The organism is Halobacillus halophilus DSM 2266 (genome assembly GCF_000284515.1).
GTDB classification, from domain to species: Bacteria; Bacillota; Bacilli; order Bacillales; family Halobacillaceae; genus Halobacillus; species Halobacillus halophilus.
The window spans coordinates 2107918-2132021 of record NC_017668.1 but is presented as its reverse complement, the minus strand read 5'-3'; the positions used below and the strand labels follow the sequence as shown (position 1 = coordinate 2132021).

Here is a 24104-nt window from a genome sequence, read left to right as displayed (position 1 = left end):
TTTTTAAACAAAATAAATCCGTACATAAGCTGTACGGATTTATAAATCAGTTTTTCTTTTCATTTTCCTGCATTTCTCTTAATTTTTTAGGTGTAACATCTTTTCCTTCAGGGTCAATAACAGTAACACCCTTTAACTGATTCTTAAAGGATTTACGAACATTCTTCAGATATTCCTGTCTTAACTCCTGTTGTTCTTCTTTTTCCTTAGCGGTTAATTCTTCTTGCTTAGATTTATTAGCCAGTTCATTTATACGATCAATTTTTTCTTTAGATAACATAGATCATACCCCTTTATATATATATTGTGACTTACAGGATCGATTCATGTGCGAACAAGAAAAAGACAAGTGGCCTGAAGACCCTTGTCACTTATTCAATCGTAACCCTTCTCTTCTTTTTTTTCAAGTAAGACGTGCTCCTGATATCTTCTGTGGACCGTTGCCTTTGATACATCATATCCTAGTCCGCGAAGAGTGGCAGCAATATCTTTAAATGACAATTTATTCTGGCGTAAGCGAACAACCTCATCGATGGGAAATTCAATCCTTTCACGCCCAGGAGCCAAGTGCTGATTTGATAGATTAGCGGCAGGATTATAACCTTCCTCAACTGCCTTCCTCATTCCTCTGCGGATCTTCATGTTATGTATTTTCCGCTGATACTCTTCTACGATACCCACTATCTGAAGAACCATAGAGTCGGATTCGGCTATTTCCAACTCACCTTCATGGGAAAGTGAATAGATTTGAACGTCTAACTTATTTAATTGATGAAATAATGCAATTTTGGTGTTTCCTCTTCCAAGCCGTGTTTCATCTTGTATTAATAAGGCGTCCGCTTCCCTACTAGAAAAATATTCAAGCAAGCGGAAAATTCCCTCACGTTCGATTTCATACCCGCTTGCTTGTTCCTCTATACAATCCACAACTTCCATACTATGGTGTGCGGCCATCTGGTTTAATTCATTTCTTTGTCTGTTCAAAGAAGAAACTTGCGCTTCTTTTTCTGTACTTACGCGACAATATAGGATAACTCTCATGATGTTCGGCCCTTTCTATTAAGTGTTCTCATTCATCATATAATAGATTATCCAATGGAGACCATTGAAAAGTAAAGAAAGGCTAAACTTGCGATAAACAGCACCAGGTACGTAATATCAAGCTTTGACAGTTTGTTGAACATGATTAGACCCTCCAATTTTAGGAACGAACGTTCTTAAGAACTAATGTTCGCTTTTTCTAATTCTAATTATATACGAACAACAGTTCTTGTCAACCGGGTTTTTCGAACGCTTGTTTGTATTATTTAAGTAAGCATGGTACAATGTGGTTACTATAAATCCTATGTACGAGGTGTAAATCTATGAGTAAACTTTCAAAGAGACAACAAGAAATATTAGATTTTATTAAAGAGCAAGTAATTATGAAAGGTTATCCGCCTTCAGTCCGTGAGATCGGTCAATCCGTTGGCCTGGCATCCAGTTCAACGGTTCACGGACACCTATCGCGTTTAGAAAAAAAGGGATACATTCGTAGAGACCCTACTAAACCAAGAGCTATCGAAGTGATAGAGTTAGAGGAAGATCACAGTATCCCAAGAAGCGAAGCCTCCTATGCACCTGTCATTGGTAAAGTTACAGCTGGTTCTCCGATTACCGCAGTAGAGAATATAGAAGAATACGTGCCCCTTCCGGACTCTTTAGCCGGTACGGACGATAACACGTTTGTACTTGTGGTACAGGGTGAAAGTATGATTGAAGCTGGTATTCTGGATGGTGACATGGTCATTGTAAGACAACAGCAGACTGCTCAAAACGGCGACATTGTAGTAGCCATGACTGAGGATGAGGAAGCTACCGTTAAGCGCTTTTTCAAAGAAAGAAACCATATTCGGTTACAGCCTGAAAATGCTACGATGGAACCTATTCTTCTGAATGATGTTGCTATTCTCGGACGTGTTGTAGGTTTATACCGTACAGTTCATTAATTAAATATTAAGGGCAGCTCTTAAGAGCTGCCCTTTTTTTCATTTTTTTGGCTCTAGAATATTTGTTGGGGTAGATAAAAAATTTGGTATAAAAAAACACGCAAGCTCCAATCTTTACTACACTTGAATTGTCGAGAAACAAGCAGTAAAGGAGTTGCGTGTACGTGTATTCTAACATGCCCATACCAGGACTACAAAAGGCGATAATAAAGAAAAGTGAAGAAGTAGAAGGGGGATTTCATCTTCATGTGGAATTGCCGAGAAAGAATCACAGGTGTAAGGATTGCGGAGAATGGACCGATCGCATCCACGACTACAGAATACAGAAAATCCAACACCTTAAAATCTTTGAACGTACCACCTCCCTCTTCTACCGAAAACGTCGTTACCGTTGTAGGTGCGGGAAACGATTTTTTGAAGATAACGACCTGGTTGAGCGGTATCAGCGTCACTCGAAGGAGTGGAACCAGGCCTTAGGCCTTCGAGTCATTCAGGGAAAGAACTTCAAAGATACAGCTGACTTATTTCGTACTTCTCCAACCACAGTTATGCGCCGCTTTGATGAGTTGGCCATGCCTATGTTGGAGAAGGTGGAAACCCTTCCGCCTGTGATTGCGATTGATGAATACAAAGGAGATACGAGTGCAGGAAAGTACCAAGTCGTCATTGCCGACGGAGACACCGGTCAACTCTTGGATATTCTTCCGGATCGTTCCGTGGATACCGTGCGAGATTATCTTCGCGAGAAGGGATCGGAGGTCGAGATGGTGATTATGGATATGAGTCACGCCTTCAAATCGGCCGTCCAAAAAGCCTTGGGCAGCCCTATCATTGTGGCTGATCGTTTTCACTTCTGTCGCTACATCTACTGGGCTCTCGAACGAGTGAGAAGGCGTGTTCAGAAAGAATTTCATCATTACGATAGGAAGCAGTGTAAGCGAAAAAAGCATGTCTTTTATAAGCGTGAAGAGAACTTAACGGAAAGGCAACGCTGGCATCTAGAACGCTACCTAAGCATGTCGGAAGACATGCGTACCTCCTATGAATTGAAGGAATCTTTTAGAGAATGGTTTGAGAGAGCGAAGAACATTGGAGTTGAACAACCGTCTCAGGTTAAGAAAGAGTTACATAACTTCTATAAGCAGGTAGAAAAAGCAGGTGTATGGGAGTTTATGCAGGGGATTAATACTTTGAAGAATTGGCAGAAAGAAATCTTGAATAGCTTTACTTTCAATTATAGCAATGGATTCGTGGAGGGACTAAACAATCAGACGAAGGTTATTAAACGAAATGCCTTTGGTTTCAGGAGATATGATCGTCTTCGATTGAAGGTCCTCCTTCATCATCAATACAAACATATAAGAAATTTTCAAGTTGGTTAAGGGGCAGGAGCTTGCCTCCTACCCCAACAATTGACTTAGAACCATTTTTTTATTAATCCATCCTATTAATATTCAGAAGAAAAAATATAAAAAAACGTTTATTACTAATTTGTAGACGAACAAAAAGAGCAGCTGAAAAGTTCTATCCGAGACTGAGGTTCCCATGCCTAATTGAACTGCTTATACCATCAGTTTCCTTTCTTAATCCTCGCAAGATTAATCTTTTTCTAGAAAAGTGCTGGTTTACCAAGGATTTCATTCAGGGAACCTATTTAATAAACCGACTCACTGATTCCTAAAACGATCCGCAAAGCTTGACCTATAATAGATAAGGAGTTGATTAATATGGGCTTAAAATCAAAGCTCTCAAAAATTCTTAGAATCTGGAACGACGTGGATGCTGTTCGTAATAACCGAATTGGCCAGCGAGTCGGCAGAAGAGCTGCTGGTAAAGTCAGTGGGAAGCTCATTAGTAAGATTTTTAAATAGAGGCTATTATTACTGTAAACAAGCAATAATAGCCTTTGTGTTCACTGGAGTGACACAGTTAAATAAGACTCCATAAAACATCCAGGCTGCCATTAATTTGAATCAATGTGAGTTTGGCAGTTTAGTTTTTGAAAAGGTCAGTCTAGAGGACTGGATTATTCTGATTTTAACGTGGAGTAGAAGGATCCCGATGATGGCACTATCAAAGCAGTTCGCTCGTCGGGACATGCTTTGATAGTGCCTCTTTATTTGCCTCTTCTTGAGACTGATAGGACATACGCGTACTGTAAAACCTCATATATGTCACCGTGTCCTTCACATACCTTTCCTTAACATTTCTAATTCAAAGGATGTACCTTGTCTATCAATGTTATAGTAAGAGAGGATTTCGTTATGATATAAGTCCTTAATCGTAATAAAATACTCATCATAAAGTTAGAAAATACATGTTACACATTTTAATGGGCTTAATAGCCGTAAAGTTTTGCTCTAAAGAATTCGGTACCACAATCTTACTTTCTCCTGCGATAAAACACTATCTCTTAGGTTTACGCGACATTGAATATGTTATGTTATTTCTGCATGATTTTTGAAATGTGGTTCAATTAACTTTTATTTAATGTTCATTACGCCAGAGTATGGTTTTCTCCTCACACAACTCAATGATATCCTTCTCCAGAACCGATGGTCCCCACGACTTTCTCCGCAAGCGATCAAGGGGCTTTAGCTATACCAAAGCATTAAAAATATCTTTAGAGGACTTGCGCTTAAATGCTTCTACGGTTTGGATAAATACTCTTGGAACCACTTCCTTTCGATTTACCGGTAACTATTTCATCATTTCGTCTTTGCTTCATAATGAGCTATCTTATTTTCTTCAGCTGGGCATTTCATCCTCGTTTTCCGGTCCTTTCACATGAGAATATTGTTTATCTGTAGGTTAAGAGAACCGGTGGGTTCCCCCGTTCTTAAATTTAAATTGAACCACTTACTTTTGTAACTTATAAGGAATACACCTCCAAGTGTATTGTTACAACTTTGCAGATGTTTTTTACGTCTCATTTCAGTGGTCACTCTATACCTCAGAAGGACTTTTGTTATTATGTTTAAACTTCTTTGCTAGTCGCTCTATTTACTTAATACCGTTATTTCTTAAGTACTCAATTAAAGCGAACAAAATTTGCTCTTTACGTTCCTTATAATTAGTGTCCATCTTTATACGCTGGCTACTAAAAAGAAAAGCATCATGCAAATAAAAGATGCGGGGCGTAGCTTGCCAAGTATGTTCTGTAATCCTATTCCATATATATATTTCAAATTTTTCGGAATAGTTTTTTTGTTTAATACATGAGCGTACGTCTGTTTTTTTCACTTCAACGGATCCTTCGAACATATTTTTGCGAGCAATTTCCCACCACATTTCCGATCTATAAAATTCTCGTACATCATCCTCTTTAACAACATTTGTTGCATTAGGTTCTTGCGTTTCATTAACCAGTGTACGTTCTTCGATAAACGACCATAAATCATCTTTGTTTATTCGCCAGCCGTCCTTACGCGTTGCAGGTTCGACCCCTTTAATAGTGCCATTTCGCAGCCACCGTCGAAGGCTCTCCTTATGTGTCGTAATTTTATATTGCTTCAATTTTTCCAATGCTTGATCGACAGTATATTGTTCCATTCTACATCCCCTAACAAATCAATTGTTGTATATAAATCATAACACAACACGTGTTGCGATACACTTTAAAGTAGGTTGAATCTAAGATTATTGAACATTTTTAAACTAAAAAATGCTCCATATCCAAAGCGCTGGACGCTGTCGTTTTTAAGCAGACGCCGTCTTTTTATGCAAATTGTCAAAAGAGTTATTTTTATGAAAGGAAGCTAACTTTTTTATTACATTAACTTCTGGCTATTTGTCAGACTTGCTTGACAGATGAGACGCAATTAATGTTATCCAATAAGGGGAAGAAATGTTGTCCTGTTGAAATTATGGGTACATCAAAAAATAAACAATTGATGGATATACTTAAAATCAAGAATAAGTCCCACTCAAAAATTTAGATGAAATGGTTTAAAACAATTAAAATTATCGTGAGGTCAGGTCCCGTTTAGTCGGGAGCACAGGTAGGTCAATCTGGGGATAACTAAAAGTTTACCCAGCTTCTGAGGGGCCGCTGTTTGATGTACAATTCAATTACTCCTGCAAATATTCGCTTAAGTAAACACAATAATTTAATTGCAAACCCTATATTGTAATTCTATCCGGAGGGTTGCTTAATTTTGATAGGTATTCAATCCAATATTTATTGTCGGAGTCATTAAATTCATTATCTTGTATATCCGAATACGCATTAAGAGCATTAATAAATACTAAATTAACGGACTTTATATTCTCTAAGAATTTAACACAGGGTATCGGAACTTTCAGGTGGAAATAGAGGATGAGTTAGAAAGATGAAACATTTATAAATATAATTTATCCCACAATATAAGAAAAGCCCCAGCGCTTAGAGCGCCAGGGCTTGATGAGGATTAATATGTTTGTAGATATTGTTCCCGCTCCCAAGGGTGTACTTGCGTACGGAACATATCCCATTCGATTTCTTTCGCTTCAATAAAGTGTTCAAACAGGTGCTCTCCAAGAGCTTCGACCATAATTGGATCTTCCTGCAGTTCTTCCAGCGCATTGAACAGCGTGGCTGGCAGATCTTTAATGCCGTGTGCTTCACGTTCCTTTTTGTTCATCACATAAATGTTTCGGTCAACTGGAGTTGGGGCTTTCAATTTATTCTCCACACCGTCAAGCCCTGCGGCTAGTAACACAGACATCGCCATATAAGGGTTTGCGGCAGGGTCTACGCTTCTTACCTCTATACGAGTGCTTAATCCACGGGAGGTAGGAACACGTACGAGCGGACTGCGGTTCTGGCCGGACCAGGCAACGTAGCAAGGTGCTTCATAACCAGGTACTAAACGTTTGTAAGAGTTTACCGTAGGGTTTGTGATAGCCGTGAAGTTTGTGGCATGTTTAATGATCCCAGCTGTAAACTGATAAGCAACTTCGGATAATTCTTTATCACCGTTTTCATCATAAAAAGCATTTCCATCCTCGTTAAACAAAGACATGTTTGCATGCATCCCGGAACCGTTCACACCAAATAGAGGCTTTGGCATGAAAGTTGCGTGAAGACCATGCTGACGCGCGATCGTTTTTACAACTAGTTTAAATGTCTGAATATCATCACAGTGCTTCACAGCATCTGAGTATTTGAAATCAATTTCGTGCTGCCCGGGAGCCACTTCGTGGTGGGATGCTTCTATTTCGAATCCAATTTCTTCAAGTTCAAGCACAATATCCCGTCGGCAATTTTCACCTAAATCAGTTGGAGCAAGGTCGAAATAACCACCTTTGTCATTCAGCTCCATCGTTGGTTCGCCTTTTTCATCAAGTTTAAACAAAAAGAACTCAGGCTCTGTGCCTATGTTAAACGCGGAAAAACCAAGCTTTTCCATTTTTTTGATGTTACGTTTTAAGTTATAACGCGGGCACCCTTCAAAAGGAGTCTTGTCCGGGTTGTAAATGTCACAAATGAAGCGTGCTACTTTTCCTTTTTCAGATGTCCAAGGAAAGACCACGAATGTATCCAGATCTGGTACTAAGTACATGTCAGATTCCTCGATGCGTACGAACCCTTCGATAGATGAACCATCAAACATCATCATACCCTCTAAAGCCTTATCCAGTTGACTAAGCGGGATTTCGACATTTTTGATAGTTCCCAGCATATCCGTAAACTGCAATCGAATAAAACGGACATTTTCCTCATCAAGTTTCTTGTAAATTTCTTCTTTGGTTAACCCCATAATTCCAGTCTCCTCTCAACACAATTTAATGGAAGAATCTAGATAATTCCCCCTGCCTAATTCCAAGTTTACCTTGCCTTCCCGCGGTGAAAAGTTCTTGCTGCAGCATACGACGCAGTTCTTTTTCAGTTAGTTCACTATGAACTTCCTCAACTCGCTTCTCGTCATATGCCTCGTTCTCCGGCTGATCTGTCAGCTTAAGAACCTGCTTTATCCCTGCCATATTAACGCCTTGTTCAATGAGGTCTTTAATTTCCAGCAGTCGATCTACATCATTGAATGAAAACAGCCGGCGGTTCCCTTCTGAACGGGCAGGTTGTACTAGCTGGTGCTGCTCATAATAGCGGATCTGCCGGGCAGAAAGGTCTGTCAGTGATTGAACAATCCCCATCGGGAATAACGGCATGGAACGACGAATCTCATCACTCATCGTGTGCCACCTCCCCATAAGAATGATACTGCTTTAATTATACGATAAGTAGAGGATATGTCAACATATGTGAGGAATGTTCACACATATATATTGAAATAGTAAAAAGGTAAGAAAACCTCTCATTTTCTAGTTAAACTCTCACCTTCACATACCCTTCTTCTAACAGACGTTTGATTGCTGCAGTTACAGCTATCTTTACGTGAGAATAAGTTAATCCGCCTTGGACAAAAGCCGTGTAAGGAGGCCTTATAGGGCCGTCGGCCGTCAGCTCAAGACTAGCCCCCTGGATAAAGGTTCCTGCAGCCATGATGACATGATCATCATATCCGGGCATTGGGCTGGGCTCTGGGCTGACATGTGAATTAACCGGAGAAGCATGTTGAATGGACTGGCAAAATCGAATCATTTGCTCGGCAGAATCAAAATTTACAGACTGAATTAAATCTGTTCGCTCAGCATTATAGGCAGGGTTTGTGTCAAAACCCAGCAAGTTAAGAAAGTGAGCAGTAAACACCGCTCCCTTTAGAGCTTCTCCTACTACATGAGGCGCTAGAAAGATGCCTTGATACATTTCTTGAAGACTATTCAGGCTCGCCCCCGTTTCTTTACCCAGCCCTGGAGCCGTTAAGCGGTAGCTGCAAAGTTCAATGAGTTCTTCTTTACCGGCTATGTATCCGCCCATTCTTGCGATCCCGCCTCCAGGGTTTTTGATTAATGACCCGGCGATTAAATCAGCTCCTGCTTCAAGCGGCTCTTTCATTTCCACAAACTCTCCATAGCAATTGTCGACAAAAATAATGATGTCACTTTTTACTTCCCGTATCCGTTCGATTATAGAAGAGATTTGTTTTATAGTGAATGACGGCCGATCCTCATATCCTTTTGAACGCTGAATTCCTACCATCTTCGTAGCAGAAGAGATGGACGAAAGGATTTCCTCAACCTGAAAATCTCCCCCCTTGGTTAAAGGTATGGACTGATAAGAAACCCCGAAATCTCTCAGCGATCCCATATCCTTTTTCCTGCCTGTCCCTATAACGTCCCTGAGAGTGTCGTAGGGCTCGCCAGTGATATATAAAAGCTCGTCCCCTGGCCGCAGGACGCCGAACAAAGCAGTTGTAATCGCATGGGTGCCTGAAATTAATTGCGGGCGGACAAGGGCGTCCTCTGCCTTGAAAATTTCTGCATAAAGAGATTCAAGTGTATCTCTCCCAAAGTCATCGTAGCCATAGCCAGTTGTTGGGTTGAAATGAGAATCACTAACCCTTAATTTTTGAAAAGCATGGAGTACTTTCTCCTGATTAAATTCAACAATCTCATCAATTCGTTTATGTTCAGGTGTTATTTCTTGTTCACTTTGCATTTTAATGGTTTCGATATTCATGATGGTGTCTTCCTAACTTTTTATAGTATCTGATGTTTCAACGGGTGGTCCGGATGGATGAATCCATGAAGAGCATATCCCTCTTTATCCTCGTAGAAATCCATGCTGGTAATCATGCTGAATTTTTTGAATTGCTGAAGACGTTTACCTTCTGATGCAGGAATAAACACATCGTATTCATGCCACTCTTCCTTTAACACTACTTCTATCTTATCTAAGATCCGCTTCAAATCGATCCGGTCGTGTACACTAACGGTTAAGGATGGATGAGTTTCGGGGATGAAATCCTCACGAAGTAAATCCTTTTTGTTATAAACCGTAAGCATTGGCAACTGACCCGCTCCTAATTCATCAAGCAGCCGCAGAACTGTTTTTTCTTGCTGCAGGTGGTCAGGGTGAGAAGCATCCACCATATGCAGAATAAAATCAGCTTCTGTCACTTCTTCAAGTGTGGACCTGAAAGCAGCTATCAGGGTAGTCGGAAGGTCTTGAATAAAACCTACAGTATCGGAAATAAGGGCTTGAAATCCTGATGGAAGACTCATCTGTCTCGTCAAAGGATCAAGAGTAGCAAACAACAGATTTTCTTCATATGAATCACTTTCCGTCACACGATTAAAAAATGTGGATTTCCCTGCGTTGGTATAGCCTACAATCGCAATTTGAAAAGCCCGGTTTTCTTTACGACGCTGGCGATACTGTTCCCTCTGCTTGACTACAGCGTTCAAACGCTTCTTAATGTCATCGATTCTGCGTCTTATGTGACGGCGATCGGTTTCGAGTTTTGTCTCTCCTGGACCACGCGTTCCGATTCCTCCGCCCAATCGGGAGAGCTCCGTCCCCTGTCCTGCCAGACGAGGCAATAAATACTGGAGCTGGGCTAATTCTACTTGAAGTTTACCTTCCTTAGTGCGTGCGCGGCTGGCGAATATATCTAAAATAAGCTGACTTCTGTCCAGCACACGTCGTTCAACTTTATCCGAAATATTCCTAAGCTGGCCGGGAGTAAGTTCGTCATTAAAGATAATTAGCTCAGCATCTGTTTCCAAAGCCGCAGCTTTTATCTCTTCTAACTTCCCTTCACCCAAATATGTAGCCGGGTGTACCCGGTCCCTTTTTTGCGTGATAACTCTGCATATATCTCCATCCGCAGTTTCCGTTAACGATTGGAGTTCCTCAAGTGAAGAGTTAAACCGCTTTTCTTCCTCGTTAGGATCTTTTCTGGCTACTAGGATCACTCGCTCTTTACCTTGCATAATTCCACCTTCTTTTCTATATACCTGAATGATTCCATTCCCATCATACCAAAAAGTACCGTAGATAGATAACGGTACCATTATGGAGACGGAAACGAGTTCGTTACCGAAAAATCTTCCTCCTCTAAAGTCATTAAGGCTGCTTTCTTTTGATTTGGGCTGCTAATTACCCGCCAGGCGTGTTTGCGTATGGCTTCTTCTATTACATTGCGAACATATCGAGCGTTGGAAAAATTTCCAGCTCTACGGGAACAAACATAGGATAAATGCTGATATAATTTCCTTTCTGCGTCAGCTGTCAAACAGTAATCGCGATCACGGATCATGCCGTGAGCAATAGCTGCTAATTCGGAGGCGGAATAATTGGAAAAAGATAACTGGATTGGAAAGCGGGAGGCTAAGCCGGGATTAATTTGTAAAAAATCATCCATTTCATCCGGGTATCCCGCTAGAATGATGATGAATTGATTATGATGATCCTCCATGCATTTCACGATCGTATCAATAGCTTCCTTCCCGAAGTCTTTTTCCCCGCCTCTTGCCAGAGAATAAGCTTCATCAATAAAAAGGACGCCGCCGAGTGCCTTATGGATTAAGTCTTTTGTTTTTTTTGCTGTATGGCCTATATATTCTCCGACAAGATCACTGCGGTCCACTTCTATAAAATGCCCCTTCTCAAGTACTTCGATTTCATAAAAAAGCTGGGCTACCATTCTGGCGATCGTTGTTTTTCCTGTACCCGGGTTTCCTTTATAAACCATATGAAGTACCTGTTGATCAGATTTTAAACCTAGTTCTTTCCTTTTATGAGCAATTAATACCTGAGCATAAATTTCCTTAATACGAACTTTCAAATCCCCAAGACCCACGATCGATGAAAAGAAATCATCAATTCTACGAAAAGGTGTTAAGGGCTGCTCTTTAGGGCGAACGTGCTGGATGGGCACAGCTTTAGACTTCGTATCATTAAGAACAATGTTAATTGTTCCTGGCTTAGCTGTTTTTGCTTGCGAGTGCACATGGATCCCTCCTCGTTTCCATTCATCATACGCATTTAAAACCAAACCTGTGACAGCAGCCTATATAACAGGGGCCAGAAAACGATCAAAATAAAAACGGACGCTTATACAGCATCCGTTCTTTTAAAATTCTATTCTTTCTCCAATGACACGTTTTTCATCGGAGCAAACGTTGAAATTGCATGTTTGAAAATTAATTGCTGCTTCCCATCGGTCTCGAGAAGGACAGTGAAATTATCAAATGCCTTAACAGTCCCCCGAAGCTGGAAACCGTTAAGCAGAAAGACAGTCACTTGCATACGTTCTTTTCTCAGTTGGTTTAAGTAGTTATCTTGGATATTTACGGATTGAGCCATGGATTTTCCTCCTCTATTCTATCTGTATTAGTACCATTCTATTTCTCACTTCATCATTCCTGCTAAATCATTTAAAATTGTTTCAAATTTCTCCTCATACCCCTGCTCTGAAATCGAATACCAACGAACATTCATTTTATTACGAAAATAAGTGTACTGCCTCTTAGCATAGCGTCTGGAATTCCTTTTCAGCAGCTCTACAGCACGATCCAAACTGTATTCTCCATTAAAGTATGGAAGAAACTCTTTGTAACCAATGGCCTTCATCGCCTGCGTATGTTCATACCCTTTATCGTATAAACGTTTCACCTCAGCAATTAAACCCTGTTCTACCATTTGATCGACCCTGCGATTAATCCGGTTATACAACTCTTCTCTTTCCATCTCAAGACCTATAATTACAGGGCGGAAAGGCGATTCATTGCTCTGTTGTTTCTGATAATCACTCATCACTTTGCCTGTAGTTTCAAAAACTTCTAGCGCTCTCAATACACGCCGCTCATTGTTTGGGTGGACTTTTTCCGCCTGTTCAGGATCGACCGATTGCAAACGTTGGTACAGAGCTTCTATACCATATTCGGAAGCTTCCTTTTCCAGGCGCTTGATCACCTGCTCATCCCTTTTTTCCTCAGAAAAATTAAAATTGTAAAGCGTAGCCTGTATGTATAATCCGGTCCCGCCAACAATCACGGGTACCTTCCCCCGAGAACCGATCGTCCGTATAAGACTTTGAACCTTATTCTGAAATTCAGCTACAGAAAAACTTTCGTCCGGTTCTTTAATATCAACCAGGTGATGAGGAATACCTTGCATTTCCTGTTCCGTAACCTTAGCCGTTCCAATATCCATCGACTTATAAATCTGCATTGAATCTCCGCTGATGACTTCTCCTTCAAAACGTTTCGCAATTTCAACCCCAAGTTTTGATTTACCAACAGCCGTAGGACCAACTACAGAAATGACTAATGGCTTCATTTTTCACACCTCCATCACTGATACCCATTATACATGAAACGCATAGGAATCATACCTCAGAGCATATACTAACGTATTCCGTTACCACTACTAACGAAATACGTTAGTATGATTCAAAATATTCGTTAGTTATACTATCGAGATTCGTTAGTTTGTGTTATAGTATAAAAAAGGAGGCGTCCACAGTGGTTCATGAAAGAATTCGTTCACTAAGAAAAAATCGAAGGTTAACCCAATCGAACTTGGCTGAAAAGGTCGGTGTCTCTCCGCAGGTCGTGTCAAACTGGGAAAGGAATTACACTTCCCCTGATTTGAGTGATTTAACTAAAATTGCTCACGCGCTCCAAACCACTGCCGATTACTTACTGGGTATGAGCGATGAAAAAGAAGATGAAATTAGAGAGATCAAACAGCTCCTTGAAACGAAAGGGTATGACAAACCGGTTTTCTTTGATAAAAAAGCCTGGTTCGGTATCCAGCCTGATGACATAAAACAAATTGATAATTACTTCCGATTCTTATTACAGCAAAAAAATATATCGTAAGCCCCCTCCCCTACAAAGCGGAAAAAGCCAACATTAATTGACCATAAACAGATTATGTCAATTAATGTTGGCTTTTTATTATTTAAACTATATCCATAAAAAGGAAATGATTAGTCTCTGTCGAATTCTAGTATTAAGGAGGAGATATTCTTTATGGATGCTAAAGAAAAATTTAAGGCTCAAAAAGTGAGTTTGCAGTGCCCTCATTGTAATAAAGATATAGAGATTGGAACGAGTGCTGTCTTTGAAAATGACCAGACTATCACCTGCCCCGTATGCCAGACTAAAATTCACCTGGAAAATTCTGAAGCTTTAAATAAGCTAAGAAAACAATTAGACGGGTTAAAGAAATGGACTAGATCTTAAAAAAGGCCAACACCTCTGTATAGGTGTTGGCCTTTTAAAAGTACCTCACATAACCCTTTTAAACATTTTCTCCATTTCATACTCTGAAAAGTGAACAATAATTGGTCGTCCGTGCGGACATGTAAATGGATCGGTCGACGTTCTTAAATCTTCTAATAGTCGTGACATTCCTGTGTGATCTAAATAATGATTCGCTTTAATGGATCGTTTGCAGGACATAAGAATAGCTGCCTCTTCCCTCAATTTAAGAACATTAATGCGATCTTCATTCATTAACTGATCAATTATTTCATGAATAACTTCTTCTTCGAAACCTTTCGGAAACCACTGAGGATGACTGCGGATAATATAACTCTGCTCTCCGAATGTCTCAAAGAATAGACCAACTTTTTCAAGCTCTTCTTTATATTCCTCAATTTTTAATGATTCCTGTTTACTAAAATCAAAAGTGAGCGGCACTAGTAATTCTTGAACCTCATGATCTACTTCTGCTAATTTATCTCTGAAAAATTCATATTTAATTCTCTCTTGTGCGGCGTGCTGATCCACGATGTACATCCCATCTTCATTTTGAGCAATGATATATGTGCCGTGCACCTGGCCAACAGGATGCATTGCCGGTACGCGGCTCGGGGCCTTCTCTTCTGTTAATGAAATGTCCTCGCGATCCTGTTCTTCATTGACAGAGCTTTCCTCAGCTTCAAAAACAGGAACCTCTTCTTTAACTAGAGTATCCTGCCGAGCTGAAAAGGAAGCGGCCTCCTCGGCATCCTTTCTCTTTGAATTCTCATCTGTAATCGAATCCATTGAAAGTCTTCCAGCATTTTGTGCTGCACTTTTCTGCTCCGTATAAAAATCAAAAGCCCCCTGAGTGGATTTCTCTTTCTTTTCCGGTTTAGGGTTGGCATGCTGCACCTCAGGAATCAGTCTTTGCTCACGGAAAGCTTTCGTAATGGATTCCTGCAAGGCTTCAAACAATTCCTTTTCCTTACTGAATCGGACTTCTAATTTAGCTGGATGCACATTCACATCTACAAGTATTGGATCCATTTCGATATTAAGCACCACAATTGGACTTTTCCCAATCGGGAGTAATGTGTGATACCCCTGTAGTACTGCTTTGTTCAAGGGGATGCTTCGAATAAAACGTCCATTAATAATGGTCGACATATAACTACGGGAAGCACGGTACACTTCGGGCTTTGCAATATACCCCGTTACTTTAAAGTCCAGAGTATCTGCTTGAATAGGAATCATTTTCCTAGCTACATTCACACCATAAATTTTTGCAATTACCTGTAGCAGGTCTCCCCTGCCGTTGGTCTGAAATATTTCTTTATCATTATGAGTGCATTTAAATTTAATTTCTGGATGAGCGAGTGCCATTCGGTTTAGCACATCCGTAATATGGCCAAGCTCTGTGTGGATCGTCTTCATATATTTTAAACGGGCCGGAGTATTAAAAAACAATTCTTCAACAGTGATGTCCGTCCCCTGCCTGGCATCACTCTTGCTTTTGTTCATTAGTTTTCCGCCCTCCAAGTCGAGTTTTGTACCCGCCTGATCTCCTGTAGATGTTTGCACCCTCAGGCGGCTTACAGCTGCAATACTTGCCAGGGCTTCACCACGAAAGCCTAATGTCCGTACGTGGAATAGATCATTTTCACTACTAATTTCACTCGTGGCATGACGGTAAAAAGCTCTTTCACAGTCTTCCTCTTCCATCCCTGCCCCATTATCTGTAATGCGTATCTTTTGTAAACCAGCTTCCATTAGTTCAATCGTAACCCATGAAGCTCCTGCATCAATACTGTTTTCCGCGAGTTCTTTGACAACAGAGGCTGGCCGCTCCACAACTTCTCCAGCAGCTATTTTATTGGATAAATGGTCAGGCATAAGTTGAACATGCGCCATCTCTGTTCCTCCTTTACGATTTGATCCGTTTTTGTAATTGATATAACTCATTCATAGCATCCATCGGTGTCATTTCCATTAAATCCAGTCCTTTAAGATAGGATTCTACATTTGACTTTGATTTCGTTCCTTTTTTCGCATTGGGCTTCTGCTCTTCTACAAACATAGTAAGCTGCTCTTCTTCTAAGGAAGCGCTCGACTCTTCAGCAGCTGAACTGGAACTTTCAAATTGGGTAAGAAGAGCGGTGGCGCGATTAATTAAAGAGGAGGGGAGATCAGCAAGTTTCGCTACGTGAATACCGTAACTTTCATCTGCCGGTCCATCTTTAATCTGATGGAGAAACACCACATTTCCTTCGTATTCTTCCGCACGTACGTGGACATTTTTCAATCGCTCAAGCTGGTCTTCAAGTGAAGTTAATTCATGATAGTGAGTTGAAAACAATGTTTTTGCACGAATATGCTCGTGGATATGCTCCACGATCGATTGAGCAAGTGCCATACCGTCGTAAGTGCTTGTACCACGGCCTATTTCATCAAGCAGAATCATACTGTGTTCGGTGGCGTTACTAAGAGCATGGTTCGCTTCTAGCATTTCAACCATAAACGTACTTTGACCGGAAACAAGATCATCAGCCGCTCCTATTCTTGTAAAAATTTGATCAAATATTGGAAGAGTAGCAGATTCACATGGTATAAAACTACCCATTTGGCCAAGAATTGCGATCAATGCAAGCTGCCTCATGTACGTACTTTTACCAGACATATTCGGCCCCGTAATAAGAAGCACATCGGTCTCTTCATTCATATAAATATCATTAGGAACGAAGGTTTCATCTTTAAGTACGTTTTCTACCACAGGATGACGTCCCTGCTTGATGTCCACTAATCTGGCTTGTCCATATAAAGGTCGCACGTATCCATTTGTCTCAGCAATTTGAGCAAACCCTTGAAGTACATCAATACGACTGATTTGTTCAGCTAATCGCTGAAGCTCCTGAACATACGTTTTTACTTTTTCCCTTACTTCAAGAAAAAGTTCATATTCTAAATCTACACTTTTCTCCTGGGCTTCAAGGATCATGGTTTCTTTTTCTTTTAACTCAGGTGTAATAAATCGTTCAGCATTCGTCAATGTCTGCTTCCGTTCGTACATTCCTTCAGGCAGGTGACGCAAATTCGCTTTCGTTACTTCAATATAATATCCGAACACACGATTATAGCCGATTTTAAGAGACCTGATTCCAGTGGCTTCTCTTTCTTTCTTCTCCAATTGAGCGATCCATTGCTTCCCATTTCTTGATGCATCACGGTATTCATCCAGCTGCTGGTGGAAACCATCTTGAATTAATCCACCTTCTTTGATCGTAATCGGCGGATCCTCTGCTATACTGCCTTCTAATAATTCTTTGAGTTCATGAAGCGGATCTATTTTTTCGTAAAGGCTCTTCATTGAAGGATGATTGAAGGAACCCAGCGTTTCCAGAATTTCAGGTATTTTTCTTAACGAATTTCGTACTTGAATTAAATCTCTGGCATTCACATTGCCGTAGGCTACACGACCGGCGAGCCGTTCGAGGTCATACACAGAAGTTAATTGCTCTCTAAGAGTTTCCCGTTCGAAAAACTGATCCAATAACCCTTCTACCTGATCATGCCGAGCTTCTATCGCTTGCTTTGTAAGAAGAGGACGTTCCATCCATTTCTTTAACATCCTTGCTCCCATAGCTGTAATTGTCTTATCTACAACCGACAATAAGCTGCCAGACTTTCCTTGCTTCCGGAGAGTTTCGACTAACTCCAGATTTCTTTTTGAATACATATCAAGGGTCATATACTGGTTTAATTCAACCACTCGAACAGGCTGCAAATGATCAAGAGAGCGTTTTTGCGTCAATTGAATATATTGTAGCAGACGACCGAACCCAATAAGAAGCTTCTCCTGTCGTACCTCTTTTACTAACTCTTGAAACTCTTCTTGAATGTACGTCTCATCCTGATGAGAAATGGTGTAGCCCAGTCGATCTTCAAGAATTTCCTGCTGTTCGTGATTGAAGTCACTTGCTACAACAATTTCTTTAACAGGACGGCTGTACAATTCACTGATTGCTGCATCAAATCCTCCCGTGATTAATGCCACATTGTTTTCTCCTGTGGTCAGGTCGTTGTAGCTCACCGTGTACGTACCATCATTAAACTCACTGAGGGAAGCAAGATAGTTGTTTTCCTTTTCCTCAAGCATACTGCCTTCCATGACTGTCCCGGGAGTAATGAGCTGAACTACTTCACGCCTCACCACTCCCTTGGCCACTTTTGGATCTTCAACTTGTTCGCAGATCGCTACTTTAAATCCTTTTTCAACTAGTTGCTTTATGTAATTTTCAGCTGAATGATAAGGCACACCGCACATAGGTATCCGATCTTCAGCTCCACCGTCACGGCTTGTTAATGTAATTTCGAGCTCTTTGGAAGCACGGAGCGCATCGTTGAAAAACATTTCATAAAAATCTCCAAGACGAAAGAAAAGAAAAGCATCTTTATTTTCTGCTTTAATCTTTAAGTATTGCTGCATCATAGGTGTATATTGTGCCATAAAGTCAATCCTCCAAAACGTTCTGTGTTCATACTGTTCCAATTATAGCACACAACCTTAACTCTCTTGAACGAAAGCATACTCAACTAAAAAAAGGAAATGTTACCCTACCCATTTTAAAAAAGCTCTATCGCCTACTTTTAGAAAATTCCTAAAAGAGCCTAAATACATCCATCCTATACTTTAACTGAATTAAAAAAAGAAAATCCTCGCTGAAGTCAGCAAGGAATCTGTATTTAATCATGCTTATCGTCGTCACTGCTGGAAGAAGGAAGAAAATCAGTTTCAATAGTTGAAAAATCATCAGATGATAGCTCATATTCATAATCGTCATCCTTATCACAACCATGAGGATCGACTTTTACGCAAAGTTTGGTTTCCCCGATAACATCCACGGTAAATTCTCTTTCCACTTCTACCACGATCTTTTGACCATTGGCGGTTATATTCGCCTCTAAACAATTTGGCTGCTGGACAACTTTAGCTATTACTTCCACGTCGTCATGAATACAGTTATCATCTTTGATAGAGAGTTTAACAAGATCACAATAGTTCACTCGTTCTGTTACTACTTCGGTTTTCGTATTATCGTTATACGAATACCAGACATTGACATCGTAGCTTCCCGAGACCTCCACATGCTCCCCTTTTTTCTTTGCATTGTAAATGTGATTGATGACCCAACAACCCAGGATACTTGTTGGGCGGTGCGAGGGGCTGATCGTGTGCGTGGATTCTGTAAACTTTTTACCTTTCCCGATTACAGCTTTGGTAATGATCTCCCTGTAATCACGCTCAAAAAAAGACATAGGGTTTCACTCCTCCTTATTCTACCGCCCATCCTATGCAAGGGTTGGGCGAATGGTTACTAACATGATAAAGACCTAAGGACGTGTTTAATTCATTCTATGCAAGAGCCCAAAAAACTGTACGAAAAAAAATCCGCCAAAGGGATAAACCCTATGGCGGACATGTATTTGAGCGAAAAAAATATTTTTTTGTGATATCAAATCAGGAAATTAGCTGCAGCTGCTTCCTTTTGTTTTTGAGCCCGTTTCCCCTTTAAGCAGGTCTCCACCTGTAGAGCGAATGACTTCGTTTGTCACTTCACGCGAAATGGTGCTTGAAACCATTTGCAGGATATCATTAATGACGGTTTGACTTTCTTTAAATTCTGCTACTACAGGAATTTCATCCAGCTCATTCTGCAGACGATCAATTTCTTTTTCTACACGCTCTAATGCTTCTGACTTTCCATAAGCTTGAAAGTTTACAGCTTGTTTTTGTAAAGCTTTAATCTTTTTTATATGAGATTGAACTTTCTGGTTCTCATTCAACTTTGCTTCCAACTGCTTAAAGCGGTCGATTTCTTCTATATTCGCCATCATATTAGCTAGTTTGTGAGCTTCATCCACTACTTGCTTTCTAGTATACTCTGCCATTTATTTCACCTCTACACTTGCTTCCACCATTTCTCCATCTAGAGACCAGGTTTTCGCTTTAGTTATTTTCACCGGTACAATTTGACCGATGGATGATCTAGGAGCACGGAAATTGACTAGCTTGTTACGCTTCGTGTATCCAGCCAGCACTTCCTCATTATTCTTGCTTTCGCCTTCTACAAGAACATGAACAATCTCGCCTTCATATTGCTTCATCGCCTCTGCCGACTGTTCATTAACCAGCTTATTCAGACGTTGTAGACGATCTTTTTTCTCTTCCATAGAAACGTTATCCTTCATTTTAGCTGCTGGTGTGTTTTCCCTTGGAGAATAGATAAATGTATAAGCCGCTTCAAATCCAACTTCTTCTACAAGTGAAAGGGTATCCTGGAACTGCTCTTCTGTTTCATTTGGGAAACCAACGATAATATCGGTAGTGAGAGTAGCGTCCGGCATAGATTTTCGAATTCTCTTAACAAGCTCCAGATATTCTTCTCTTGAATATTTGCGCCCCATGATCTTAAGGACATCCGTATTACCTGATTGGACAGGCAGGTGAATATGGTCGAGCATATTACCTCCCTTAGAAAGCACCTCAATGAGCCGGTCATCGAAGTCACGTGGGTGAGAGGTTGTAAACCTCACGCGCGGGATATCTATACTGCGAAGCTCATCCATCAAGTCACCAAGGCCATATTCTAAGTCAAGGTCTTTACCGTAAGCGTTCACGTTTTGACCAAGTAAAGTAACTTCTTTATATCCCTGGGCAGCCAGGTGCCTTACTTCCTGAATTATATCAGCTGGTAATCTGCTGCGTTCTTTGCCTCGTGTATATGGAACAATGCAATACGTGCAGAACTTATCACAACCGTACATGATATTAACCCATGCTTTAATCTTGCCTTTACGGGAACGCGGAAGGTTTTCGATGATGTCTCCCTCTTTGGACCAAACATCAATAACCATTTCTTTTCCGAACATAGCTTCTTTTACAAGCTGGGGCAGCCGGTGAATGTTATGTGTCCCAAAAATCAAATCGATAAATGGATGCTTCTTCAGGATACGATTCACAACGGATTCCTCCTGAGACATGCATCCACAAACACCAATGATTAAATTCGGGTTTTCCATTTTTAATGGTTTTAAGTGACCAATTTCACCAAAAACTTTGTTCTCGGCATTCTCTCTTATCGCACAAGTATTAAGAAGGATGATATCCGCCTCTTTCGTATCCGAGGTGGACTCATATCCCATTTCTTCAAATATTCCGGCCATAACCTCTGTGTCATGTTCGTTCATTTGACACCCGTATGTACGGATCATATATTTTTTCCCTTTACCAGACTGATCCATATCTTCAGGTATTGTAAAATCATAATGCACATCTGTTTCTTTCTTCTTCCTCCGCTGCGCATCCCTCATATTCGGAGGCTGGTAAGTAGTTTCAAAATATTTCATGAAATCTTCACTAGACTTCTCTTTCAGACGATTCAAATTATTTTTATCTGATGTCGCTTCTTCGGGATTAACCTGACGAATTTGCGACATATCTTTTCGCTGTTGTTCGTTCATTGCGATCTCCTTTCAAGCCGAGCCTTCTAACTGTCTTATTATATCAAGTTTTTCTCTGAATTTTAAGTAGAATAGAGAATTTATCTTCATTCTCCAAAATAGTATCAGTTTTTAAGAAAAAAAGCCACCATGACTGATGATCATAGCGGCTTACCACGAAATTATATAATCCCTAATTTTTTACCAACGGCTTCAAATGCATCTAAGGCTTCTTTAAGCTCTTCTTTTGAATGTTCAGCTGTTACGATGGTACGAACTCTTCCCTTTCCGCGCTGTACAGTCGGGAAGACAATTCCTTGAGCGAATACCCCGTGATCAAATAACTCATCAGAAAATTTATGGGTTAGGGCATCGTCTCCGATCATAACAGGCGTGACTGGTGTTTCACTGATGCCTGTATCAAACCCAAGAGAAGAAAGTCCGTCTTTAAAGTATTTCGTATTATCCCAAAGCTTTTCAATTAACTCAGGTTCATCCAGCAGTACATCGATAGCTGTGTCGTTAGCTGCTGTAACTGCAGGCGGATGAGAGGTGCTGAACAAAAATGGACGTCCTTTATGAATTAAGTATTCCCTGAGTGTTTGCGTACTGGCCACATATCCACCGAGGACACCGATCGCTTTACTTAAGGTACCCACTTGAATATGCACACGACCATCAAGATTAAAATGATTGACCGTTCCGCGTCCGTTATCTCCGAGGACACCGCTGGCATGGGCATCATCCACCATAATGAGGGCGTTATACTTTTCTGCAAGTTCGACAATCTCCGGGAGCGGTGCAATATTACCATCCATGGAAAACACCCCGTCCGTCACGACTAAGCGCGTACGGTACTCAGAACTTGACTGCAGTGCTTCTTCTAAAGACTTCATGTCCACATGCTTATAAATTTTTCGATCCGCCTTCGTTAAGCGAATGCCATCGATAATAGAGGCGTGGTTCAGTTCATCAGAAATAACTACATCTTCTTTTCCTAAAATGGAAGAAAGTACACCCTGATTGGTAGTGAATCCGGATTGAAACACAAGAGCTGCTTCCGTGTGCTTGAATTTTGCAAGTTTCTTTTCAAAATCTTCATGCATTTGCAATGTTCCCGCAATGGTACGAACGGAACCAGTTCCAACACCAAATTCTTCGTTAGCTTTTTCCGCAGCTTTCTTCATCTTTGGGTGAGATGTTAATCCTAAATAATTATTGGAAGAAAGCTGAATGACTTCTTTTCCTTTAATCGTCACTCTTGATCCTTGAGCTGATTCCAACGGGATCAAACTTCTGAATGTTCCTTCATCCTTCATTTCATCTAATTGTTCTTGTAAATATTCAAAACCCTTCATGATAATTCCTCCTTAACAATTATGGATGCAGTACAACTTTCCCGCACTCGCCTTGATTCATTAATTCAAATCCTTTTTCAAACTCATCCAGTTTTAAGTGATGAGTAATCATTGGTTTAACATCAACCTGCCCTGATTGAAGCAGCCGGGAAACTTGCTGCCACGTTTCATACATCTTACGGCCTGTGATCCCTTGAACCTCTATTCCCTTAAAAACAATATCATTCGTTACATCAAGGCTCACTCTTTTCGTGGGCAGGCTTAATATAGACACACGTCCTCCGTTTGTGATCATCTTAAAACCCTGGTCCATGGCTACAGGATGGCCGCTCATTTCACAAACCACATCTACTCCATGTCTATCGGTTAAATCTTTAGCTCTAACTACAGGATCTTCTTCCCTTGAGTTAATCGTTGTAGTAGCTCCCATTTTTTCAGCTAGTTCCAGACGATAAGTGTTGAGATCAAAAGCCAGGACCTGGGACGCTCCCGCTGCTTTAGCTACACCCACAGCCATTAAACCAATAGGCCCGCACCCAATAATAGCCACGGATTTACCTGCCACATCGCCATTGAGGACGGTGTGTACAGCATTGCCCATCGGCTCCTGGATGGAGGCTATATCTGTCGGGAGATCGCTTGGGTTGCGCCATAGGTTACTAGCTGGCAGTGCTACGTACTCTGCAAAGCAGCCTTGGGTATCTACTCCAATAATCTTAGTATTTTCACATATATGGGATTTACCCGTCAGGCACTGAGGACAGTGACCGCATACTAAGTGTGTCTCTGCACTTACATAATCACCTACTGTGAAGTTATTTACTTTTTCTCCAACTTCAACAATTTCACCTGCAAATTCATGGCCGAAAACATAAGGTGGCTGTACCCGGCTCTCGGACCACTCATCCCAATTATATATATGAACATCTGTTCCACATATGGAAGTTGCCTGCACACGTATTAATACTTCATCATCACGAATTGAAGGAATCGCTACTTCCTTAAGCTCTGCTCCTTTACCGCGATGGTGTTTAACAATTGCTTTCATTGTTCCATTCACAGTGAACACCCCTAATCATTAATACAAGTTATAAAAGCTATGTACATAATAATTTTAACATGATCAGTTTTATTATCAACCTTAACTGTCCACTCTAAAAATACATTTGCACACAAAAAAAGC

The 24104-nt window shown here is 40.7% G+C and carries 22 protein-coding genes; 5 read left to right on the top strand and 17 right to left on the bottom strand.

Annotated elements, in window-relative coordinates:
- Positions 1-46: 46 nt before the first annotated feature.
- Positions 47-280, bottom strand: coding sequence for a DUF896 domain-containing protein (locus HBHAL_RS10445; protein WP_014643373.1), 234 nt, complete (start codon positions 278-280; stop codon positions 47-49).
- Between the two features lie 95 nt (positions 281-375).
- Positions 376-1041 (bottom strand): YneB family resolvase-like protein, encoded by a 666-nt coding sequence (locus HBHAL_RS10440; protein WP_014643372.1) that lies wholly within the window; start codon positions 1039-1041, stop codon positions 376-378.
- Between the two features lie 323 nt (positions 1042-1364).
- Between HBHAL_RS10440 and lexA the strand changes: the two genes are divergently transcribed.
- The 3 genes from lexA (at position 1365) to HBHAL_RS21735 (ending at position 3859) form a co-directional block, all read left to right on the top strand.
- Positions 1365-1988, top strand: coding sequence for a transcriptional repressor LexA (gene lexA, locus HBHAL_RS10435; RefSeq protein WP_014643370.1), 624 nt, complete (start codon positions 1365-1367; stop codon positions 1986-1988).
- Positions 1989-2146: 158 nt separating this feature from the next.
- On the top strand, positions 2147-3370 hold the full coding sequence (locus tag HBHAL_RS10430) for an ISL3-like element ISHaha2 family transposase (RefSeq protein WP_014642899.1): 1224 nt from the start codon (positions 2147-2149) through the stop codon (positions 3368-3370).
- A 345-nt stretch (positions 3371-3715) separates the two neighbouring features.
- Positions 3716-3859: a hypothetical protein gene (locus HBHAL_RS21735; RefSeq protein ID WP_173380433.1), complete on the top strand. Its 144-nt coding sequence runs from the start codon at positions 3716-3718 to the stop codon at positions 3857-3859.
- 1132 nt (positions 3860-4991) lie between these two features.
- On the opposite strand, the gene HBHAL_RS10425 is transcribed toward HBHAL_RS21735, so the two are convergent.
- From HBHAL_RS10425 to miaA, 8 genes are all read right to left on the bottom strand, one after another.
- Positions 4992-5540 (bottom strand): MerR family transcriptional regulator, encoded by a 549-nt coding sequence (locus HBHAL_RS10425; protein ID WP_014643368.1) that lies wholly within the window; start codon positions 5538-5540, stop codon positions 4992-4994.
- A gap of 857 nt (positions 5541-6397) precedes the next feature.
- Entirely contained in the window at positions 6398-7729 is a 1332-nt protein-coding gene (gene glnA / locus HBHAL_RS10420; protein ID WP_014643367.1) for a type I glutamate--ammonia ligase, read from the bottom strand.
- 25 nt (positions 7730-7754) lie between these two features.
- Positions 7755-8159 carry a MerR family transcriptional regulator gene (locus HBHAL_RS10415; RefSeq protein WP_014643366.1) on the bottom strand — a complete coding sequence of 135 codons (405 nt, stop codon included), beginning with the start codon at positions 8157-8159 and terminating at the stop codon, positions 7755-7757.
- Between the two features lie 133 nt (positions 8160-8292).
- Positions 8293-9546, bottom strand: coding sequence for a methionine gamma-lyase family protein (locus tag HBHAL_RS10410; protein WP_014643365.1), 1254 nt, complete (start codon positions 9544-9546; stop codon positions 8293-8295).
- 20 nt (positions 9547-9566) lie between these two features.
- Positions 9567-10802 carry a GTPase HflX gene (gene hflX, locus HBHAL_RS10405; RefSeq protein WP_014643364.1) on the bottom strand — a complete coding sequence of 412 codons (1236 nt, stop codon included), beginning with the start codon at positions 10800-10802 and terminating at the stop codon, positions 9567-9569.
- Positions 10803-10882: 80 nt separating this feature from the next.
- Entirely contained in the window at positions 10883-11821 is a 939-nt protein-coding gene (locus tag HBHAL_RS10400) for an AAA family ATPase (RefSeq protein ID WP_014643363.1), read from the bottom strand.
- Positions 11822-11952: 131 nt separating this feature from the next.
- Positions 11953-12177: an RNA chaperone Hfq gene (gene hfq / locus HBHAL_RS10395; RefSeq protein ID WP_014643362.1), complete on the bottom strand. Its 225-nt coding sequence runs from the start codon at positions 12175-12177 to the stop codon at positions 11953-11955.
- A 45-nt stretch (positions 12178-12222) separates the two neighbouring features.
- A complete protein-coding gene (gene miaA / locus HBHAL_RS10390) occupies positions 12223-13152 on the bottom strand; it encodes a tRNA (adenosine(37)-N6)-dimethylallyltransferase MiaA (protein WP_014643361.1) in 930 nt (309 codons plus the stop codon).
- Between the two features lie 185 nt (positions 13153-13337).
- Between miaA and HBHAL_RS10385 the strand changes: the two genes are divergently transcribed.
- Together HBHAL_RS10385 and HBHAL_RS10380 are read left to right on the top strand one after the other, a co-directional pair.
- The gene (locus HBHAL_RS10385; protein WP_014643360.1) at positions 13338-13697 is read left to right on the top strand and encodes a helix-turn-helix domain-containing protein; all 360 of its coding nucleotides are present in this window, start codon (positions 13338-13340) and stop codon (positions 13695-13697) included.
- A gap of 153 nt (positions 13698-13850) precedes the next feature.
- Positions 13851-14063 carry a hypothetical protein gene (locus HBHAL_RS10380; RefSeq protein ID WP_041601324.1) on the top strand — a complete coding sequence of 71 codons (213 nt, stop codon included), beginning with the start codon at positions 13851-13853 and terminating at the stop codon, positions 14061-14063.
- 45 nt (positions 14064-14108) lie between these two features.
- Here the strand turns inward: HBHAL_RS10380 and mutL are convergent, their stop codons facing one another.
- The 7 genes from mutL to tdh all read right to left on the bottom strand — a co-directional run bounded on the left by mutL (position 14109) and on the right by tdh (position 23981).
- On the bottom strand, positions 14109-15977 hold the full coding sequence (mutL, locus tag HBHAL_RS10375; protein WP_014643359.1) for a DNA mismatch repair endonuclease MutL: 1869 nt from the start codon (positions 15975-15977) through the stop codon (positions 14109-14111).
- A 13-nt stretch (positions 15978-15990) separates the two neighbouring features.
- On the bottom strand, positions 15991-18570 hold the full coding sequence (gene mutS / locus HBHAL_RS10370; RefSeq protein ID WP_014643358.1) for a DNA mismatch repair protein MutS: 2580 nt from the start codon (positions 18568-18570) through the stop codon (positions 15991-15993).
- Between the two features lie 236 nt (positions 18571-18806).
- Positions 18807-19379: an outer spore coat protein CotE gene (locus HBHAL_RS10365; RefSeq protein ID WP_014643357.1), complete on the bottom strand. Its 573-nt coding sequence runs from the start codon at positions 19377-19379 to the stop codon at positions 18807-18809.
- Positions 19380-19589: 210 nt separating this feature from the next.
- A complete protein-coding gene (locus HBHAL_RS10360; RefSeq protein ID WP_014643356.1) occupies positions 19590-20012 on the bottom strand; it encodes a RicAFT regulatory complex protein RicA family protein in 423 nt (140 codons plus the stop codon).
- Complete coding sequence (gene miaB / locus HBHAL_RS10355; protein ID WP_014643355.1) at positions 20013-21584, bottom strand: tRNA (N6-isopentenyl adenosine(37)-C2)-methylthiotransferase MiaB; 1572 nt, start codon at positions 21582-21584, stop codon at positions 20013-20015. It abuts the gene before it with no gap.
- Between the two features lie 161 nt (positions 21585-21745).
- Positions 21746-22921: a glycine C-acetyltransferase gene (locus tag HBHAL_RS10350; RefSeq protein ID WP_014643354.1), complete on the bottom strand. Its 1176-nt coding sequence runs from the start codon at positions 22919-22921 to the stop codon at positions 21746-21748.
- Between the two features lie 19 nt (positions 22922-22940).
- Positions 22941-23981, bottom strand: a complete 1041-nt coding sequence (gene tdh / locus HBHAL_RS10345) for an L-threonine 3-dehydrogenase (RefSeq protein WP_014643353.1) — start codon at positions 23979-23981, stop codon at positions 22941-22943.
- Between the last annotated feature and the right edge of the window lie 123 nt (positions 23982-24104).

Coding starts and splice junctions, on each gene's coding strand:
- HBHAL_RS10445 (WP_014643373.1), bottom strand. CDS start 280: ATGTTATCTAAAGAAAAAATTGATCGTATAAATGAACTGGCTAATAAA.
- HBHAL_RS10440 (WP_014643372.1), bottom strand. CDS start 1,041: ATGAGAGTTATCCTATATTGTCGCGTAAGTACAGAAAAAGAAGCGCAA.
- lexA (WP_014643370.1), top strand. CDS start 1,365: ATGAGTAAACTTTCAAAGAGACAACAAGAAATATTAGATTTTATTAAA.
- HBHAL_RS21735 (WP_173380433.1), top strand. CDS start 3,716: ATGGGCTTAAAATCAAAGCTCTCAAAAATTCTTAGAATCTGGAACGAC.
- HBHAL_RS10425 (WP_014643368.1), bottom strand. CDS start 5,540: ATGGAACAATATACTGTCGATCAAGCATTGGAAAAATTGAAGCAATAT.
- glnA (WP_014643367.1), bottom strand. CDS start 7,729: ATGGGGTTAACCAAAGAAGAAATTTACAAGAAACTTGATGAGGAAAAT.
- HBHAL_RS10415 (WP_014643366.1), bottom strand. CDS start 8,159: ATGAGTGATGAGATTCGTCGTTCCATGCCGTTATTCCCGATGGGGATT.
- HBHAL_RS10410 (WP_014643365.1), bottom strand. CDS start 9,546: ATGAATATCGAAACCATTAAAATGCAAAGTGAACAAGAAATAACACCT.
- hflX (WP_014643364.1), bottom strand. CDS start 10,802: ATGCAAGGTAAAGAGCGAGTGATCCTAGTAGCCAGAAAAGATCCTAAC.
- hfq (WP_014643362.1), bottom strand. CDS start 12,177: ATGGCTCAATCCGTAAATATCCAAGATAACTACTTAAACCAACTGAGA.
- miaA (WP_014643361.1), bottom strand. CDS start 13,152: ATGAAGCCATTAGTCATTTCTGTAGTTGGTCCTACGGCTGTTGGTAAA.
- HBHAL_RS10380 (WP_041601324.1), top strand. CDS start 13,851: ATGGATGCTAAAGAAAAATTTAAGGCTCAAAAAGTGAGTTTGCAGTGC.
- mutL (WP_014643359.1), bottom strand. CDS start 15,977: ATGGCGCATGTTCAACTTATGCCTGACCATTTATCCAATAAAATAGCT.
- mutS (WP_014643358.1), bottom strand. CDS start 18,570: ATGGCACAATATACACCTATGATGCAGCAATACTTAAAGATTAAAGCA.
- HBHAL_RS10365 (WP_014643357.1), bottom strand. CDS start 19,379: ATGTCTTTTTTTGAGCGTGATTACAGGGAGATCATTACCAAAGCTGTA.
- HBHAL_RS10360 (WP_014643356.1), bottom strand. CDS start 20,012: ATGGCAGAGTATACTAGAAAGCAAGTAGTGGATGAAGCTCACAAACTA.
- miaB (WP_014643355.1), bottom strand. CDS start 21,584: ATGAACGAACAACAGCGAAAAGATATGTCGCAAATTCGTCAGGTTAAT.
- HBHAL_RS10350 (WP_014643354.1), bottom strand. CDS start 22,921: ATGAAGGGTTTTGAATATTTACAAGAACAATTAGATGAAATGAAGGAT.